The sequence below is a fragment of the Sellimonas catena genome (genome assembly GCF_027924685.1).
Taxonomy (GTDB): Bacteria; Bacillota; Clostridia; order Lachnospirales; family Lachnospiraceae; genus Sellimonas; species Sellimonas catena.
Genome location: NZ_BSBO01000001.1, coordinates 115,076 through 130,097, shown reverse-complemented (window position 1 = coordinate 130,097; position 15,022 = coordinate 115,076). Strand labels below are relative to the sequence as shown.

At 35.0% G+C, this 15,022-nt stretch carries 20 protein-coding genes; 16 read left to right on the top strand and 4 right to left on the bottom strand.

Annotated elements, in window-relative coordinates; all coding sequences use genetic code 11:
• Positions 1 to 513: 513 nt before the first annotated feature.
• Together Selli1_RS00695 and Selli1_RS00690 are read right to left on the bottom strand one after the other, a co-directional pair.
• Positions 514 to 1,893: a relaxase/mobilization nuclease domain-containing protein gene (locus Selli1_RS00695; RefSeq protein WP_015528499.1), complete on the bottom strand. Its 1,380-nt coding sequence runs from the start codon at positions 1,891 to 1,893 to the stop codon at positions 514 to 516.
• Complete coding sequence (locus tag Selli1_RS00690) at positions 1,860 to 2,183, bottom strand: MobC family plasmid mobilization relaxosome protein (protein ID WP_015528500.1); 324 nt, start codon at positions 2,181 to 2,183, stop codon at positions 1,860 to 1,862. The genes Selli1_RS00695 and Selli1_RS00690 overlap by 34 nt, the downstream gene beginning before the upstream one ends.
• Before the next feature lie 247 nt (positions 2,184 to 2,430).
• Here Selli1_RS00690 and Selli1_RS00685 point away from each other — a divergent pair, with 247 nt between their 5' ends.
• Positions 2,431 to 2,820, top strand: coding sequence for an MmcQ/YjbR family DNA-binding protein (locus Selli1_RS00685; protein WP_055039885.1), 390 nt, complete (start codon positions 2,431 to 2,433; stop codon positions 2,818 to 2,820).
• 57 nt (positions 2,821 to 2,877) lie between these two features.
• Here the strand turns inward: Selli1_RS00685 and Selli1_RS00680 are convergent, their stop codons facing one another.
• The gene (locus Selli1_RS00680; protein ID WP_005344265.1) at positions 2,878 to 3,078 is read right to left on the bottom strand and encodes a helix-turn-helix transcriptional regulator; all 201 of its coding nucleotides are present in this window, start codon (positions 3,076 to 3,078) and stop codon (positions 2,878 to 2,880) included.
• Between the two features lie 56 nt (positions 3,079 to 3,134).
• Positions 3,135 to 3,866 (bottom strand): helix-turn-helix domain-containing protein, encoded by a 732-nt coding sequence (locus Selli1_RS00675; RefSeq protein ID WP_281872029.1) that lies wholly within the window; start codon positions 3,864 to 3,866, stop codon positions 3,135 to 3,137.
• A gap of 194 nt (positions 3,867 to 4,060) precedes the next feature.
• Here Selli1_RS00675 and dinB point away from each other — a divergent pair, with 194 nt between their 5' ends.
• From dinB to Selli1_RS00605, 15 genes are all read left to right on the top strand, one after another.
• Positions 4,061 to 5,308: a DNA polymerase IV gene (gene dinB, locus Selli1_RS00670; RefSeq protein WP_281872028.1), complete on the top strand. Its 1,248-nt coding sequence runs from the start codon at positions 4,061 to 4,063 to the stop codon at positions 5,306 to 5,308.
• A 14-nt stretch (positions 5,309 to 5,322) separates the two neighbouring features.
• Positions 5,323 to 5,535: a LexA family protein gene (locus Selli1_RS00665; protein WP_055039882.1), complete on the top strand. Its 213-nt coding sequence runs from the start codon at positions 5,323 to 5,325 to the stop codon at positions 5,533 to 5,535.
• Between the two features lie 12 nt (positions 5,536 to 5,547).
• The gene (locus tag Selli1_RS00660) at positions 5,548 to 5,787 is read left to right on the top strand and encodes a hypothetical protein (protein ID WP_005344271.1); all 240 of its coding nucleotides are present in this window, start codon (positions 5,548 to 5,550) and stop codon (positions 5,785 to 5,787) included.
• A gap of 250 nt (positions 5,788 to 6,037) precedes the next feature.
• Complete coding sequence (locus tag Selli1_RS00655; RefSeq protein ID WP_008688147.1) at positions 6,038 to 6,610, top strand: ArpU family phage packaging/lysis transcriptional regulator; 573 nt, start codon at positions 6,038 to 6,040, stop codon at positions 6,608 to 6,610.
• 9 nt (positions 6,611 to 6,619) lie between these two features.
• Positions 6,620 to 6,991, top strand: coding sequence for a hypothetical protein (locus tag Selli1_RS00650; protein WP_044921552.1), 372 nt, complete (start codon positions 6,620 to 6,622; stop codon positions 6,989 to 6,991).
• 103 nt (positions 6,992 to 7,094) lie between these two features.
• Positions 7,095 to 7,934, top strand: coding sequence for a PD-(D/E)XK nuclease family transposase (locus Selli1_RS00645; protein WP_015529876.1), 840 nt, complete (start codon positions 7,095 to 7,097; stop codon positions 7,932 to 7,934).
• A 127-nt stretch (positions 7,935 to 8,061) separates the two neighbouring features.
• Complete coding sequence (locus Selli1_RS18625) at positions 8,062 to 8,199, top strand: LytTR family transcriptional regulator DNA-binding domain-containing protein (RefSeq protein ID WP_015529878.1); 138 nt, start codon at positions 8,062 to 8,064, stop codon at positions 8,197 to 8,199.
• 259 nt (positions 8,200 to 8,458) lie between these two features.
• Complete coding sequence (locus tag Selli1_RS00640; protein ID WP_015529879.1) at positions 8,459 to 8,584, top strand: hypothetical protein; 126 nt, start codon at positions 8,459 to 8,461, stop codon at positions 8,582 to 8,584.
• A gap of 152 nt (positions 8,585 to 8,736) precedes the next feature.
• Positions 8,737 to 10,098, top strand: coding sequence for a radical SAM protein (locus Selli1_RS00635; RefSeq protein WP_055039881.1), 1,362 nt, complete (start codon positions 8,737 to 8,739; stop codon positions 10,096 to 10,098).
• Entirely contained in the window at positions 10,098 to 10,769 is a 672-nt protein-coding gene (locus tag Selli1_RS00630; protein WP_015529880.1) for an ABC transporter ATP-binding protein, read from the top strand. The genes Selli1_RS00635 and Selli1_RS00630 overlap by 1 nt, the downstream gene beginning before the upstream one ends.
• The gene (locus Selli1_RS00625) at positions 10,762 to 11,466 is read left to right on the top strand and encodes a hypothetical protein (RefSeq protein WP_015529881.1); all 705 of its coding nucleotides are present in this window, start codon (positions 10,762 to 10,764) and stop codon (positions 11,464 to 11,466) included. Before Selli1_RS00630 ends, Selli1_RS00625 begins: the two co-directional genes overlap by 8 nt.
• A complete protein-coding gene (locus Selli1_RS00620) occupies positions 11,457 to 12,104 on the top strand; it encodes a hypothetical protein (RefSeq protein WP_015529882.1) in 648 nt (215 codons plus the stop codon). The genes Selli1_RS00625 and Selli1_RS00620 overlap by 10 nt, the downstream gene beginning before the upstream one ends.
• A 41-nt stretch (positions 12,105 to 12,145) precedes the next feature.
• Positions 12,146 to 13,429 (top strand): sensor histidine kinase, encoded by a 1,284-nt coding sequence (locus Selli1_RS00615; RefSeq protein ID WP_281872027.1) that lies wholly within the window; start codon positions 12,146 to 12,148, stop codon positions 13,427 to 13,429.
• Positions 13,429 to 14,031: a response regulator transcription factor gene (locus tag Selli1_RS00610; RefSeq protein WP_281872026.1), complete on the top strand. Its 603-nt coding sequence runs from the start codon at positions 13,429 to 13,431 to the stop codon at positions 14,029 to 14,031. Before Selli1_RS00615 ends, Selli1_RS00610 begins: the two co-directional genes overlap by 1 nt.
• A gap of 268 nt (positions 14,032 to 14,299) precedes the next feature.
• Positions 14,300 to 14,995: a hypothetical protein gene (locus tag Selli1_RS00605; protein ID WP_281872025.1), complete on the top strand. Its 696-nt coding sequence runs from the start codon at positions 14,300 to 14,302 to the stop codon at positions 14,993 to 14,995.
• Positions 14,996 to 15,022 lie beyond the last annotated feature (27 nt).

Sequence of the window (15,022 nt, the reverse complement as noted above, 5' to 3'; positions counted from 1 at the left end):
AAAGGTTAAAAGAACTTCAAAGCAGGCAGAGCATTCAGTAAGAGAATGACCAGCAGGCAGAAAAGAATATCAGCCAGTTACGATGCTTTGCTGATCAGATGGAGCTTATAGAGGAAATAAAGGAGAAGCTGATTGACAAAATGAAAGTTTATTCTGATAATAGAATAGAAATATGCTGGAAGTTTGAAAGCGTTTTTTTCGACACAAAGACAATGCACAAGTAGAATATGAATGACAGAAAAACATCGTACACTAGAAAAACTTATGGAAAAAACATAAGAAAACGCTGGAAGAAAAAGCAGCTGTTGCGAAACAAAAGAAGCAGCAGAGGCGAGCAAGACAGAAAAAAGAAACAAGAGATAATCTGGCTAAAGAAGAAATCTTGCAAGATGACAGATTTTTCTTTATTGCCGGTCATACCTCCTGAGGTGCACCGTATGGTGTCAGCTGGGAGGAAATGGGCTGAAACCTTGGGATGATTTGGAAGAGAATAATTGGGTTGTCAGTGCAATTTCATTTATCTCTTGTGACAGAAACAGATTCCCGTTTTGCCTGAAGTAAGTCAGAACTGATCTCAGGAGCATCGAGCAGTGCAGTGAAATTTTGCTGAATGATCTCTAGGGTTTTCTGCTTTTTCTGCAATTCCTGTTTTTCCCGGACAGTAGCATCCTGTTCAGATTCAAGATTTTCAATCCGCTTCTGGATTTTGTCAGAGCTTGGGATTTTGGTAACGCCGAGATCCTGAAGCTCTTTTTTTAGTGAATCGTGGAGCTGATATTCTGCCTGATGCTTGGTACGGTAATCTTTTGGATTTTTAGCAGATTTGCAATCCTCAATCACTTTTCGGCAGAGCCGGTAAGAATCGCAGTGTTTCTGAATGACTTTCTGCGTGTTCAGATCACTGTTGATTTGTGCTATTTTTTGGTCGGCAACTTTCACAGAAACTTCAATGTCAGATACATGCTGCTTGAAATCCTCATAATTCAACAGGTTGTTTTCGGAAAGATAGTTAAAGGTGCGGGCTGCCTCTTTCAGATTATTGAGCTTTGCCCATCGTTCAAATCCTTCTCGATTGCCGGTCGTAACATAAGTGGAAATATTGATATACAGGCGAGCTTCTCTGGACAGATGCTTTGGAGTTTTCACTTTGCTACGATTTTTAGCCAAGCGGATACGAACATTTTCTTCCGAATAATAGCTTCCGAGAGATTTCATATAAGTGAAGTTTTTCTGCTCCGGTGCACGGAAGGATAGATGCTTTCCTTGGCGGACTTCGTATCCGGCTAACTGCATTTTTTGTAGAAATTCCTCATAGTTGATGGAAGTCCAGATTGCCTTATCAACTGCAACACGTAGTTTGGCTTTCCAACTGGTGCCACGATGATATTCCATGTTCTCTTTATAGCTTTTTCCTTTTTCTCCGGATGGCATACTGGTGGCAAGTCCATTTTCATGGCAGATACGATTACTGATTCTGCAGAGTTTATGGTAGCTCCGCTTATTAGAGACGTACTTGTGATGATCAACAAAGCTTGCAGCGTTGAAGATGATATGGTTATGAATATGATTTTTATCAACATGGGTGCTGATCACGTATTCATATTTTCCTTTCAGGACTTCGTTTGCAAATTGTTGCCCTAAGCGATGGGCAGTTTCGGCATCAACTTCTCCAGGTTTAAATGACTGGATCAGATGAAATGCCAGGTTATCACCTTTGTCCATTCCATTCTTTTTTGCCATTTCTCTTGTCATAGAAAATTCAAGATCTGCAGTTTCCGGGGAACAGCCAAAACTGGAAACTAACAGTTTTTCATCTGTTTTATCTGGATTCGTGATGTAGTCCAGAGCTTTCTTGTCTGTTACTTTAATTGGGAAGATCTTAAGATACGCCATAATTCTTTCACCATCTCTTTCAATTCTTGCATTTCTTCCGGATATAGATCTCCGGTGCTGTTTACTTTTTTCGCAATCTGATTAATATTCACACCAATCTTATGCATTTCCTCATACTGTTTCTTCAGTGGAGTAGTATCGGTGTTGACGATGTAACCGTCGATTGCCATTTTACGAAGATAAGCACCCATATTTTTTGTTTTTGATTCAATCATCTTTCTACGGATAAGCTTTTTTTCTTCCGGGGAAACACAAAATAAAATTTGCATATTTCTTTTTCTCTTTGCCATAGGCAGATTCTCCTTTCTTTGGTTCTTCGAAGTAGTGACTCCTGGGTTTTTAATTTAGGGCAGGGTTCCCTAAATTGCTCGTTTTGCGGAAGTGTATATACACTTCCTGTCCTTGCTGTTTTATCCCTCTATTAGTTAAAGTCAGGAGAACCGGGAAAATGCAAAAGAATTTGACAGGTAGTATAGGGAACAAAAATGTGGTAAGATTATGGACAGGATATCAGAAGAATCAGGAGTTGAATGGATTGTGAAGAAAGAAGAAATATTTGAATATGTGCAGAAACAGTATGGCACACTTCCGGAATATCTATGGAGTAAACTACCGGACAGTGCAGTACTCCGACATAAAAATGGAAAATGGTATGCAGTGATCATGACGGTTGAAAAATCGAAACTGGGATTAGAAGGAAGAGAGTTGGTTGATATCATTGACGTAAAGTGTGATCCGGACATGACAAATATGATTATTCAGACTTATGGATTTTTACCTGGGTATCATATGAATAAACAGCACTGGATCACGATTTTACTGGATGGTTCGGTCAGCGAAGCAAAGGTACTGGACTTTTTAGATATGAGTTATGACCTGATTGACGGAGCAGGCGGAAAAGAAGAAAATGTAAGTGGTTTACAGTGATTTTTGAGCAAAAGGAAAACCGGGGATTTTACTCCTCGGTTTTTCGGCTGTTATGCTTCAGTCTTCAACTTGAAAAATATCTTCTACAGGCACTTTCAGGTAATGGGCCAGCCGGATTGCAATCTCAAGAGAGGGATTACGTTCTCCACGTTCGATGCGGCCTATAGTCTGGCTGCAGGAACCTATGGCTTCAGCCAAATCTGCTTGAATGAGATTCCGTTCTTCACGAATATCTTTTAATGTATTATTGATTGCCATTCAATCACTTCCTTTGCTTATTGTTATCAGCAGGATCATGAACCTGCTGTTGAAATCTAATGAAATCCCGGAATTTCTGCACCTTTGCATTTCCCGATTACTTTTCCAAAAACTTTAAAAGAGTCAGATTCCAAAACCTGGATAGGACGATATTTTTGATTTAAAGAGATCAGATAAACACCATCTGGCTCATCGTGTAATTCCTTGATGTAAATATTGCCGTTGAGATAGAAGATTCCAATTTCACCATTAGCAAGAGAATCTTTTTTCTGAATCCATGCAACATCATCTGAATGATAAACTGGCTCCATACTGTCACCGGAAATCCGTACACCAAAGTCAGTCTGCTCAGGAGCAAGGTGTCCTACATCATAGGTTTCTTTTACAGAATCCTCCAGGTAATTTCCAGTACCAGCAGAAACTGGTTCCCATGTAATTTCTACAGGATGATGGAATGGGATAATTTTTGCAGACAGTGGAGAAAACTTTTTAGAAGCTTTCAAAATATCAGCAAATTCAATCAATTTATTTCTGCCTTCTTCATTCAATCCACTCATAATGTTATATGGGTTTTCTCCAAAGAAGGATTCATATATATCTTCGATATCAAGTAACTGGCAAAGTGTCAGGAAAACATGTAAAGCTGGTTCTCGTGCATTGGTCTCCCATTTGGAGATTGCTTTTGTAGTGACCTGAATACCTTCCTGAGAAAGCAGGTCTACCAGATCTGATTGAGAGTATCCTTTCTTTTTTCTATTTTCTGCTAATATTTCCCCGAAATCACGCATTTGTTCGCCTCATTTCTATTTGAATTTTCTATATGCATTATACCGTATGTTAGAAATAAAATCAACAATAATCTCCAAAATGGAGAAAATACAACCAAGATGTTACTTGACTATCTCCGGAATGTCGATATATACTAAACATACAAAAATTGATAAGACATCATGTTGAAGAAAACAGCTGGGAGGTGAAAAGTTTGAGTGAGCGTGTGATCCTGCATAGTGATATGAACTGTTTTTATGCCAGTGTGGAAATGCTGCATCATCCGGAATTTACCGGAATGCCGCTGGCAGTCGGTGGCGATCCGGAAGCCAGACATGGGATTGTGCTGACAGCAAATTATATTGCAAAGCAAAAAGGTGTAAAGACCGGAATGGCATTATGGCAGGCAAAACAGATTTGTCCGGAAATCATATTTGTACCACCACGGATGGATTTGTATTTGAGATTTTCACAGATGGCAAGAGAAATCTATTCGGAGTATACGGACAAGATCGAGCCATATGGAATTGATGAAGCCTGGCTGGATGTATCGGACAGCAGAAATCTGAAAGGAAGCGGAATGACGATTGCAAGAGAAATCAGCCATCGGATTAAATACGAACTGGGTGTAACGGTAAGTATTGGAATTTCCTGGAATAAGATTTATGCGAAACTTGGTTCAGATTATAAAAAGCCGGATGCAATCACAGAGTTTAATCGAGAAAATTATAAAGACAGGATATGGCAGCTTCCAGCGACAGATTTGCTTTATGTCGGAAGACAGACAAATAAGAAATTGCAAAAACTTGGAATCCGGACAATTGGGCAACTTGCGGAATCAGACGAAAAGTTGTTAGAGAGCCATTTGGGAAAAATAGGAAATGTATTATGGGCTTTCGCAAATGGTTGGGATGAAGATCCGGTTTGCAAGGAAGGATATGAAGCACCAGTAAAGTCGATAGGTAATAGCACTACAACACCGAGAGATCTGGAAAATGATCTGGATGTCTGGATCATTCAAATAGCATTGGCAGAAAGTGTAGCTGCACGATTGCGGAAACATGGATTTAAATGCAAAACAGTAGAAATTACAGTTCGAGATAATGGATTGTATAGTTTTTCCAGACAGATACATTTACGACAGCCAACGAATATTACAAACGAGATTGTAACTGCAGCATTTCAGCTATTTAAAGATAATTATAAATGGGAACATCCCATTAGAAGCCTGGGAATCCGAGCTGCGGATCTTGTGTTAGATGATATTCCCGTGCAGTTGGATTTATTTGGAAATCAGGAGAAAAAGGAAAAGTTAGAGAAGCTGGATCGTACTGTAGATGAGATCAGACGACGGTTTGGTTATTTCAGTATACAGCGAGCGGCAATGTATCAAGATAAAGTCTTATCCCACTTAGACGCTGGTACGCACACGATCCATCCACACAGTTTTTTTCATGGGTAATTGGAGGGATAGATTTGAAAAAAACATTAACCAGAAAACAGAAAGAAAGTTATCAGTGTCTTTTGGATTATACGAAGGAGCATGGATATCCGCCGACAGTACGGGAATTTGGAAAATTGATCGGGGTGAAATCAACATCATCAGCATTTTCCAGAATCAAGCAGTTGGAGTTAAATGGATATATCCGCAGAATCCCGGCATCGCCAAGAGCAATTGAGATTTTATAGTGAGGTGTCGGCATGAACAAAGTATATGTAGATGTAGTGGCAGAGTTTCGGAAAGACGGACAGCTGGTTCCCATATTTTTTACATGGGAGGATGGAAGAAAGTATAGCATTGACAGAATTTTGAAAATCGAGCGATGCGCCAGCAGAAAGGCAGGCGGTGTAGGAATGATGTACACCTGTATGATACAAGGGCAGGAAAGCCACTTGTTTTACGAAGTGGATAAATGGTTTATGGAGAGAAAAACAGCATAAGGAGAGATTGGTATAGACGATATTATTTGGATTATTAACCGGCAGGGATAGTCACTTTCCCTTTATATTCCTGCAGGTTTTACATAAGAAGATGGATTCCGGTCAGCAAAGGCAGCTCCCACAATGCCTTTTGGATATCCGCTTCTGCAAGTTGTAGTAAGTAATTGCTTCCCATCAAAATCATGGGGAAAGCGAACTGGTCTGAAAGACCGCCAGTTAGTGTGATGATGATAAGGAGATTTTGAAACTGATGACAGACAGAGATTATGCAATTAAATCAATGAAAGAAATTACCTTCCAGATGGCAAGTCATGCACAGGATTATCTGGAAGTTACAATCGAAAGACATTATACTGATATTAAAGAATTGATGACAAGCTATCAGAAATTGATTTTGGAAAATCAGATTGTGTTAGAAGAACTGGATATGGAATGCCAGGAGAAAATCAATGAAGATATGGCATATGCATTGAGTTATCTGAGCATTTATAACAACCAGCTGAATGTGCCAAAGATGCACCGGGAGATGAATAATCTGATGATTATTTATGGATTGTCGGACATGATCTATCGGGGAATGACTTTGGTGAAGTTCTATGCACCGAATGGTGTGATGCTCAGTGAAATCCTTCATTCCTGTTTTTGCAGTCATTATAATAAGACAGATGTGGAAGTACAACAGGAGTTAGGAATAGGCAGGACTTCTTTTTATAAAATGAAGAAGCAGGCACTTGGGTATTTAGGATTTTATTTTTATGAGATCGTGGTACCGCAGGCAAAGGATAAAAGATTTAAACCGTCACTGGGCGTTGAGGAAGAGTAGGTGAATAATATGAGATACGAAGATTCAATGAAAGGTGTAGCTGCTCAGATAATCAAAGAACAGCAGCGAGTCAGTAAAATTAAAAACAATCCAGAAGAGTTCCATTGGCATGACGAATATGCAACGTTGAATTTCTTTCGGTTTATCTGCAAAAATATCGGTAACTTGGGAAATGGAGAAATTGAGAAAATGGTCACACGCTTGAAAAGCATAGATCAGAAAGCAGTGGAAAACCATGTGAATGGTGCTGTTTGGGCATTTGATTATGATAAGATGTTCTGTGTATTGATGGAAAATGAAATTTGCCGAAAGGTGTGTGAAAAGAATAAATATAATAGTTGGATGAAACTGATTGGAAATTATTGTTTTCAAGTGGTGTAGGATAAAATAGTGGCTTGTGAAAAGCTGATTTTGATGTTAAGATGAAATTGGGATAGGAGACATTTAGGAACCTATCCTGACATAGCAAAGAATGGAGGCGAGAATGGACGTGGCGAAAGAAGAAATCGTGAAAACAGAAGAATTGGAAACACGTTACGAAAGATACAAGGGTATCTTAAAAGACCTTACCATCATGAGCGATGTGTTTATGCGGAATGTATTCAAGAAACGGGAATGTACAGAATATGTTCTGCAGGTAATTATGAATAAAAAGGATCTGAAAGTGATTGATCAAGTTCTGCAGAAAGACTATAAGAATTTGCAGGGGCGTTCAGCTATTCTGGACTGTGTTGCCAGAGATTCTGAAGGCAAGCAGATGGATGTAGAAATCCAACAGGACAACGAAGGGGCATCTCCCAAAAGAGCAAGGTATCATAGTGGTCTGATGGATATGAACACATTAAATCCAGGACAGGATTTTGATGACCTTCCGGAAAGCTACGTGATTTTTATCACCAGAGACGATGCACTTGGATACGGACTTCCGATTTATCATATAGACAGGAAAATCGAAGAAGTCAGTGAGAATTTTAAGGATGAAGCTCATATTATCTATGTAAATTCTAAGAAACAAGAGGATACAGAATTAGGCAGACTGATGCATGATCTTCACTGTAAGAATGCAGAAGATATGCACAGTAAGATACTTGCTGACAGAGTATACGAATTGAAGGAAACACAGAAAGGGGTGGAATTCATGTGCCGTGAGATGGAACAGATTTACAGTGAAGGTATTGAAAGCGGTGAAATGCAAAAAGCAAAAGAGACAACGATTGCCCTTGCAGAGATGGGTTTACCTGCTGACAAGATTGCTAAAGCCGTTAAGATTGGCGTCGATGTCGTACAGAAATGGATTGATGAGAGCATGAGTGTTGCACATTAACAAATACTGAATTTCAAAGAAGCTGCCAGAAGATATGATTTTCTGGCAGCTTCTTTTTAAGAAATTGGAACACAAAGAAAAAGTGCTTTCTCAGAATTGATGTGAATAGAAATTAGGAAGCAAAACAATGCGAAGAGATTGTTCACTCGTGCAACTGGAAGACATGTTGGATAGAAATTTATTTATAAGAATTAGTAAGAGCGGCATTGTAAATTTAATGAATGTTGATTCTTATAAAAAAGGAACAATAAATATAAATGGATAAGAAATAAATGTTGCAAGAAGAAGACGTAAAGATTTCGAAATCGCATTCCAAAGATATGATCTTGAATTTAGAGGGGAATAAATGGAAATAGGAATATTATATTTATAGTAGTAAATAAAGCTTTTAATGATTAAGCTTAATGGCATAATCGACATAATCTAAGAACATTGCAGTAATTACTCATGTAAATGTCGTAAAGCTAATATATAATTTAGTCACTCGATAACAAAGTCGAGAATATACATAAGGAGGAAATGCCATGAATCCTAGTATTTCACCAATGGGAAACGGATGTAAATTATGTGCAGGATGTACAGGGTGTATGTTCTGTGGACCATCCGCAATTGCTGCAGCGGGTGCAGCAGGCTTTGTTGGATTTTTCTGAGTAATAAATCATAACAAGCAGAAGACTGGAAGTGAGATTTTACCGCTAGATAGTAATAATTCTCACTTCCTGTTCTTTCTATAAAATAATTACAGATGATAATAGAAATAAGATTGATTATATTGTAGGTTAAACAACAATAAGGAGAAGGTATGTATCTGAGATTAATTAACGTAAAAGCAATAGAAAGACAAAGAGATTCTTATATTCTTGTAATAAATAACCGTTATGAAAAGATGGGTGAATCATTGTATCGCATTAACAAAGATGCTTTAGAAATTATACGTAACCTAAATGGGACAAAAACATTTGATGATCTAGTTGACATGATGATCAGTTGTCATTTAGAGAAGAAAGAACAGGCTAAGTATAAATTAAATAATTTTTTGAATGAATTGGAGAAAAATCCAGGAATTTCTGTGGAGTATTTAAAAAAAACAAATCCAATAGAAATACCAATACTTGGAAATGGAAAAACACAGTATCCATCAGCTATTTCTGTAGAAATTACACATAGGTGTAATGCAAAGTGTTTGCACTGTTATGGAGAATATTGTGCAACGAATGCATTTAAAGATAATACAGAGGAAATAAAGAAGTTACTTAAGGATGCACGTAAAGCAGGGACAAGAGTAGTAGAATTTACAGGTGGAGAAGTCACGTGTCATCCGAGGTTTTTAGAAATCCTGAATGAAGCGTATAATCTTGACTATTCATTAGTAAGTATACTATCGAATGGTTTATTTTGGAATAAAGAATTGTTCGCACTGATTGCAGAACATAAGGAGCAGACAGTTGTACAAATCGATTTACACGGAGATAATGATGATTATATAAATTGGTTTATGGGAACACAAATACCCAATATTACTCACCGTGTTAAAGACACAATTATGAGAATTAATAATTCAGGAATACTGATGAGAGTTGTTACAATGGTAACACCGCAAAACATTGACCAAATTGAAAATATTGCAGGATGGGTAAAAGAAGCAGGTATCGAAACTTATGGTATATCAGCAATTACTCCTATGGGAAGAGCTGATTTAGAGGATAAAAATAATTTGCTTTTAAAGACATTAGAACAACATGAAAGGGTTGGTAAAGTAATAGAAAACATTAATACCCGATATGGAAAAGGGTTTTTATATAAAATTAAAGACGGAAATAGCAACGCAAAGAATTGTGGAGCATTTACATCGAATCCTTCAATAACGCCAGAGGGAGAAATCAAATTTTGTGCAATGGATAACCAGACAGTGATTAAATCTTTGGGAAATGTATTTAAAGAGGATATCGGACAGTTGTTTTCAAATAATTATCAATTAATGAATATGATTCGTGGTATACAAGCTCCAGATTATACAAGTAAAGAATGCTCAGGGTGTGAAAAAAAGTACTTTTGTAGTTATTGCATAATACGTGGGTTAGTAGCTGCTAAAGAAAAAGGCTTTGAAAATTGTGCATGGTATTCCCAATATATACCAAATGAGTTTAGGAGGCTGTTAATATAATGACAAATATTATTTCTATTTACAATCTTTCAAAAGCGTTTGATGGTAAGAAATTATTTCAAAATTTTAATTTTACTGTCAAGAAAAATTCTGTCCATGCCTTGATAGGAGCAAATGGAGCAGGAAAAACTACACTATTGCGTTTACTCACCGGATTATACGAACCAGATGAAGGAAAAATATCTGTATCGGGTAAACATGCAATGTTGCTTGAGAATGATTATTTATATGAGGATAAAACAGGTTTGGAGAACTTGAAAATCTTTGGGTTGTATTTTGGATACTACGTAAAGGACTATAAGAAATATAGTGATTCATTAAATATTACAGAACATTTATTGAAACGTGTTAGTACGTATTCAAAAGGAATGAAAAGAAAATTGTCAATTCTAATCGTTATACTAATCAACAGTGAGATTATTTACCTTGATGAGCCAACATCAGGGGTAGATCCGTTGTCTCGTGTTGAAATAAGAAAGATTATCCAGAAACTAAAGGAAGAAGGAAAAACAATATTGATTACATCTCATGATTTAAGTGAAATTGAGAAAAGTGCAGATTATGTCACTATGATTGAAAATGGTAAGGTTGTTTTCAATGAGGATATAGATAACATAAAAGGGACAACACTGGAAGAGTTATTTATAAAAGAAGGTGGAGATTATGAATAATATTAAAAAAGCTGTTTTTTATATTATATTTAAGAGTAAATCTACAATTTTTAATATGTTAGGAGTAGGAGTGCTTGGGACACTGATGTTGGTTGTATTTCAACAGGATCAATTTTATTCAAAAGGAACAGATTATCTTATTTTAGTTTTTTTTGTAGTTCTTTTAGGATGTACTCTTCTTCAGGCAAATTCTATAATAATAGATTTGACAGTGAAAGATAAAATGAGTAAACGGATGGAGTTTTTTTTAGCATCAGGGATTGATTTAAAGTTTATTATTAAGGCCTACACAATACAAATTTTAAAAGCATCAATTATAATTCCTTTTATTATATTTGTATTAGGTTATTATCTCATAGATTTTAAAATTTCATTTTTTGGTATTATAGCCTTTTTTATATCGACAGTAATAATGAGTTACACTGAAGTTCTATTTTTCAATACAATTACATTTTCTGTAGAAAAATATAAGTTATTTAAAAATATGGTCTTTTTTGGAAATTTTTTTCTGATTTATATTAGTGCTATGTGTGCGAATGAAATTGTTGAATTTGTATCAGGTTTAAATATTAGTATGTATATTTTTATTATTATTCTGAATATAATTGGTGCGACAATTTTAGCTGTTATTTCTTTCAGAAAGATTTCTAAATTAGACAATGAAAGTGTTGTAAGGAGTGTTGGACAATGGATTTGACTATTATTAGGATTCATGTGAAAAAAATTTTAACAGGTAATTTTGTTTTTATGAGTCTAGTAGCAATTATTTTTGGTATATTAACCTTATTTAGTAAAGGGCAGGAAAAAATAATTGGCTCATATACTTATATTGATATGCTTTGGAAGGGGTATATTTTTTTATATATTATATTTGCCTGTGAATTAAGTAAAGATTTACTACAAATGGAAAAAATCACAAGAAGAATAGAGTGGTTGATTGCAAATGGGACTAGGCTTCAATCTATCCTTATTAATCATACAGTTTCTTTGTGGATATCAACTCTCTTACTTCTTATGCCACTGTTAGGTATTACTATATACAAAATAGGATCACCTGATGTTGCCCAAATACTTGATTTCTTTACATTTACCTTATTAAGCAGTATAATTATTAATGCAGTTATTTTGGTTATAAGAGATATGAATAAATATAAGGGAATTTCTTTGCGTATATCAGTATTTTATTTTTTTATTTTAATTATTGAGAGTATGTTTTATTCCTGGAGCAATAATTTTATTTTAACTGTTATAATAAAGTATGTAATAAGTTTGTGTGTTAGTGTATTTGTTCTGCGAATGGCCACTAAAGAGAGAATTGTAATGGCATACTACTAGATACGGTAAATGATGTTTCAGTGATGTGGGTGAAAAAGAGTATGAAGAGTAAGTACAGCATATATATTCTGCTCCATATAGCTATAATTGTTATGTGGAGTTTTTTTTATAAATTTAATTTGATTACAAATGATGCTGTAGAGATAAATGCATTATCTATGATATTGTTAGTTTGTTTTATTAGTGCATTATATGTATATATTATGACATCACAAAAAAAAACAGATATAGTGGATAGTATTGATTATACAGTTCCTATATTATTCTGTAGTTCCATGATACATAGAACAGGTATTATAATTTTTGAAATCGCATTTGTATTATTTTTATTGTATAAGGCAAGGAATTTATTAGCCAGGAAAAGATATAAGGAAGAAATAACTGTTCTTATTTCTTATTTTTTGGGATTGCTTTTTTACATTAATCGGTTTGTCCTTTTTTCTTCGTTTATGATAGTATTGGGCATGGCGGTAGATATTTTTGTTAAGTATAAATGGATAAATTTCAAATATGTACATATACTTCCGACTTCTGCAAAGAAGTCAAAATATATTTTAACCTTATGGATACCACTAGTAGTATATATATCTTATATTTTTGATTGGGATTCATTTTGCCTTAATATGATTTTCCAGGTTTTTATGCTATTGTTTGAAATATTAACTATGATACATATAGAGGATAGGCAAGAATTTTATAGAGAAATAAGTTCCTTTTTTTTCTTAACAAAGTATATAAATACTGAAAGAGAGAATTTTTCAAGAATACTTCACGATGATATTGTCCAGGATATCAGAGCATCTTACAATTTATTAGCATTAGAACAACCGGATATTGTGCTATCGAAAAAGGTTTTATTAAATCTGGAAGATCGTGCAAGGAAAATGATGAATTTTTATTCGGCAAAAATTTTTCTGGAATATGGTGCCTATATTAATTTAGAAAATATGTTAAATTCTATACAAGCCATATATCCAAATAAGAAAGTTCAATTAAAAATTGATATAAATGAAAAAGCAGAAAAATATCTAAAAAATAAAGTGCATTTAGAAATGCTGTTACAGATTAGTAAGGAATTGATTAACAATATTTTTAAGCATTCCAATGCGACTTATATCAAATACGAAATAAAATTGGACGAAAATATGGTGTTAATAATTAACTGCAAGAGTGATGGGGCGAGTGCAATAGATTATGAAAATATTTTCAAGTCTAAAGGTGGTGTGCTACTTTTGAGGGTGCTTGTAGAGGCAAACAATGGGAAATTGACATATAATTATTCAAATGGCATTTTATGGTCTAGTGTCGAGCTGGAGGTAGATTAGTGAAAATTTTACTATTTGATGATCATAGATTATTTGGAGAGAGTTTAAAGAAATTACTGATAGAGAGTCAATTTGTATCACTTTGCTACTATGTTGAAAGGGAGAATGATTTTTTCCGTACGTTTCGAGAAAAAGAATTTGATATTATTCTATTGGACATAAATTTAAAGAATAGTTCTGAAAAGAATGGATTTGAAATATTGGCAGATATATTATCAATTAATCCAGATTCAAAAGTAGTTATACTTTCTTCGTATGATATGCCTATATACAAAAAGATGGCATTTGACAAAGGAGCTGCGGATTTTATAAATAAGTCTGTTTCTATGGAGGAATTAGTAGAAAGATTAAAGAGAGTTCTTTGTAATAAAACATATTATAATAAAATTCCAGATGTTGAGGTATTAACAGAGAGGGAAATTGAAATATTACGAGCAATTTGTAAGGGGGATATAAAGAAGAAAATAGCAAAGAATCTTTTTATAAGTGAACGTACATTATATAACCATATTCAAAATATTTATGATAAACTTGAAGTATCTAATACAGTTGAAGCTTATAACAAAGCAATAAAGCTAGGATATATTGAGCCATTAATGTAATCTGTTCCGAATTTAAGTATTTTTTACTTTTTTTGATAGAATTGTAGGCAGATAATTAACTATAAATGAGCAAGTTCGTGATTTTGCATAAAAGAGAGACACCTTGATTCCGTGTGTTGTATAATGAAAGTACCTAAACAAACATTTGCAACATTTACGAAAGAAGGTGTCTCTCGCAAATACTATACATCATTCTACATTCATATACAACCAGCTTAAGAAATTAAACTTATACAAATTTTATTCCAATCGAGTGATAAATCATCTTATGAGCATTCTGATCAGCATATTTCTTTTAGGATACCATGGGAAAACCACGGACTTTGCTAAAAACAGTTCCTGTCACAGGACTACGATCGCACATTTCCTTAATTCAGGAAAATGGGATGATTCCTCACTTTCAGATACGTTAAAACGTTCTGTTATAGAGATTATTTATTCAGAAGCAGCTCGCACCGGAAAGCCTTTTTTCTGTATTGTAGATGATACGACAGCTTCAAAAACAAAGCCTTCGTCACAGGCTCTGCATCCAATTGAAGACGCGTACTTTCACCAATCCCATTTAAAGGGGAAACAGGATTACGGACACCAGGCAGTTGCTGTTATGCTTTCCTGCTGGTATACTTCTGAAAAAATAATCAACACTTTCGCAGCCGGAGGATTTCATACCATAGGTGCACTGAAAACAAACCGGATGCTTTATCCATTTGGATTCAAAAAGAAACTTAATGAGTTTGCTGCTTTTTTAACGTCCACACGTTCCAATTTTCGCCTTGTGACAGTGAAAAAACAAAAATATTACGTGTATTGTTATGAGGGAAAACTCAACGGTATTGAAAATGCCGTAGTTCTTTTAAGTTATCCGGAAAAAGCATTTGGAAATCCAAAAGCACTGCGTGCTTTTCTCAGTACAGACGTTTCATTATCATTGGACGAAACACTGTCTTATTATGTCTGCCGGTGACCGATAGAGGTATTTTTTCGCCAGTGT

What these genes read in the sequence shown, in the direction of transcription:
- Selli1_RS00695 (WP_015528499.1), bottom strand. Translation starts at nt 1,893, where the DNA reads ATGGCGTATCTTAAGATCTTCCCAATTAAAGTAACAGACAAGAAAGCT.
- Selli1_RS00690 (WP_015528500.1), bottom strand. Translation starts at nt 2,183, where the DNA reads ATGGCAAAGAGAAAAAGAAATATGCAAATTTTATTTTGTGTTTCCCCG.
- Selli1_RS00680 (WP_005344265.1), bottom strand. Translation starts at nt 3,078, where the DNA reads ATGGCAATCAATAATACATTAAAAGATATTCGTGAAGAACGGAATCTC.
- Selli1_RS00675 (WP_281872029.1), bottom strand. Translation starts at nt 3,866, where the DNA reads ATGCGTGATTTCGGGGAAATATTAGCAGAAAATAGAAAAAAGAAAGGA.
- Selli1_RS00660 (WP_005344271.1), top strand. Translation starts at nt 5,548, where the DNA reads ATGAACAAAGTATATGTAGATGTAGTGGCAGAGTTTCGGAAAGACGGA.
- Selli1_RS00655 (WP_008688147.1), top strand. Translation starts at nt 6,038, where the DNA reads ATGACAGACAGAGATTATGCAATTAAATCAATGAAAGAAATTACCTTC.
- Selli1_RS00650 (WP_044921552.1), top strand. Translation starts at nt 6,620, where the DNA reads ATGAGATACGAAGATTCAATGAAAGGTGTAGCTGCTCAGATAATCAAA.
- Selli1_RS00645 (WP_015529876.1), top strand. Translation starts at nt 7,095, where the DNA reads ATGGACGTGGCGAAAGAAGAAATCGTGAAAACAGAAGAATTGGAAACA.
- Selli1_RS18625 (WP_015529878.1), top strand. Translation starts at nt 8,062, where the DNA reads ATGCGAAGAGATTGTTCACTCGTGCAACTGGAAGACATGTTGGATAGA.
- Selli1_RS00640 (WP_015529879.1), top strand. Translation starts at nt 8,459, where the DNA reads ATGAATCCTAGTATTTCACCAATGGGAAACGGATGTAAATTATGTGCA.
- Selli1_RS00635 (WP_055039881.1), top strand. Translation starts at nt 8,737, where the DNA reads ATGTATCTGAGATTAATTAACGTAAAAGCAATAGAAAGACAAAGAGAT.
- Selli1_RS00630 (WP_015529880.1), top strand. Translation starts at nt 10,098, where the DNA reads ATGACAAATATTATTTCTATTTACAATCTTTCAAAAGCGTTTGATGGT.
- Selli1_RS00625 (WP_015529881.1), top strand. Translation starts at nt 10,762, where the DNA reads ATGAATAATATTAAAAAAGCTGTTTTTTATATTATATTTAAGAGTAAA.
- Selli1_RS00620 (WP_015529882.1), top strand. Translation starts at nt 11,457, where the DNA reads ATGGATTTGACTATTATTAGGATTCATGTGAAAAAAATTTTAACAGGT.
- Selli1_RS00615 (WP_281872027.1), top strand. Translation starts at nt 12,146, where the DNA reads ATGAAGAGTAAGTACAGCATATATATTCTGCTCCATATAGCTATAATT.
- Selli1_RS00605 (WP_281872025.1), top strand. Translation starts at nt 14,300, where the DNA reads ATGAGCATTCTGATCAGCATATTTCTTTTAGGATACCATGGGAAAACC.